This window comes from Acidobacteriota bacterium, from assembly GCA_012517875.1.
In the GTDB taxonomy this organism is placed as follows: domain Bacteria; phylum Acidobacteriota; class JAAYUB01; order JAAYUB01; family JAAYUB01; genus JAAYUB01.
The window spans coordinates 1-1781 of record JAAYUB010000120.1 but is presented as its reverse complement, the minus strand read 5'-3'; the positions used below and the strand labels follow the sequence as shown (position 1 = coordinate 1781).

The window sequence follows — 1781 nt, the reverse complement described above, 5'->3', positions numbered from 1 at the left end:
TGGTCCTCGCCCTCCAGCATGACCCGGGCCAGCGGCTCGGTCCCGCTGTAGCGCACATCCAGCCGGCCCCGGCCGGCGACGGCCCGCTCGACTTCGGCCACGGCGGCCGTTTCTTCCGGGGTGAGCTCTTCCGCCGTCACTTGGCGAAAGAACGCGGCGAAGAGAGCGGCATCGTCCATGCCCCGAAACCGGCTGCCGGCGCCCGGCAGGCCGTCTCCCGGCGCCTGGCCGGCGGCGCGCGCCACGTGGAGCACGTTGGGGTACACCTCGCGCAGGCGCCCCATGGCGTCGAGGATGGGTCCGCGGTCCTCGAGGGTGATCTCGAGATAATCCTCGCGTCCGGCCGCCGGGGCGTTCCGCAGCAACTCGTCAAATAGGCCGGAGACTCGGCGGACATCGCGGCGAGGCCGCAGAGGTACGGCCTCCGCCCGGCAGCGACCGTTGCGGTCCATCTCCACCAGGGACACCGACTTGGCCTGGTCACACTCGGCAAAGGAATACTTGAGGATGGAACCGGCGTAGGCGATCGTCCCACCGACGGCCTGGGCCCGGTGCAAATGGCCCAAGGCCGCGTAGTCGAAGCCGACCAGGACATCAGGCGGAACAGCGAACGCGCCGCCCAAGGACAGCGGCCGCTCGGAGTCGCCCGACACTCCTCCGTCGATGAAGGCGTGCGCCAGTGCCACGGTCCGAGCGCCCCGCGGCCGGCCGGCGCGGGCGACGAGCGCTGCCAGGGCGCCGGCGTGATCGGCCACCGCCGGGTCGCCGGCGAGTTCCCGCACCGCAGCCGGTTCGGCATACGGAAAGGGATAGACCAGGACCGTCCCGTGGGCGTCCTCAAGGGGGATGGGCGACGGCGCGGCGTCCGCCGCGCCGAAGAGGTGCAACCGCTGCACCCGCATGAGCCGGGCGCCGAACGCGAGGCGGCGAGGGCTGTCGTGGTTGCCGGCAATGAGCACGACGGGCACACCGAAGTCCAGCACGATCCGGGACAGGGTGTCGTCGAGCAACTCCACCGCCTCAGGGGGCGGCACCGCTCGGTCGTAGACGTCGCCGGCCACGAGCACCGCGTCGGGGCGGACGTCGGCCACGAGGCGGACGAGCTGGTCCAACACATATGCCTGGTCGGCAGTGAGATGGACGCCGTGAAAGATCCGGCCCAGGTGCCAGTCGGCGGTGTGAACGAAACGCACGGCAAATACCCTCCCGGCGAAATGTCGCCTCCGCCCAAGATATGGCGGGATTGTTGACGCCGTCCAGTTATTTCCACCGGACGGTTCGCGCAACATCGGAAAACGATTTGCATCGCCACCTGGCATGGATTACAAGAGAGGTGCTCCTGGAGACTCCCATTGAAATAGCTCACCGTCCCCCAGGGCGATGCGGTACCGGCTGGCGGCGTTGTCCTCGTATCAGCGGAACATGACGCGGACGAGTTCTTCGGTGGGCCCCATGGAGTCATCGCACAGCCTGCGGATGAATGCATTGATCGGAATTCGGGGGGAATGTCAAATCGTAGTTTCCGATTAGGTGCAGGAGGGGCACGCCCAGGCGCCAAGACGCGAAGCAGCGGACGGAGTGTTGGGTCAAGATGTGGGTAGGATGCTTTGGGCCAAGTTTGAAAGGTTAATCGTTAATGATTGATGTGATGAGAAGAGCGCTCCTTTTAGCGCCACCGAGACACGAGATATAATCTCGTGGGTGATTGCTCCCGGGGTCGCGGCGCCAAAAGGAGCGCACACGATGACAACACCATTGTACCTCGGAGTCGATTTTCATCC

1 protein-coding gene is annotated in these 1781 nt (G+C 66.4%); it reads right to left on the bottom strand.

From position 1 onward, the window contains the following. A partial coding sequence (gene sbcD / locus GX414_12850) for an exonuclease subunit SbcD (protein NLI47987.1) occupies nucleotides 1–1193 on the bottom strand: 1193 nt, incomplete at its 3' end. Between the last annotated feature and the right edge of the window lie 588 nt (nucleotides 1194–1781).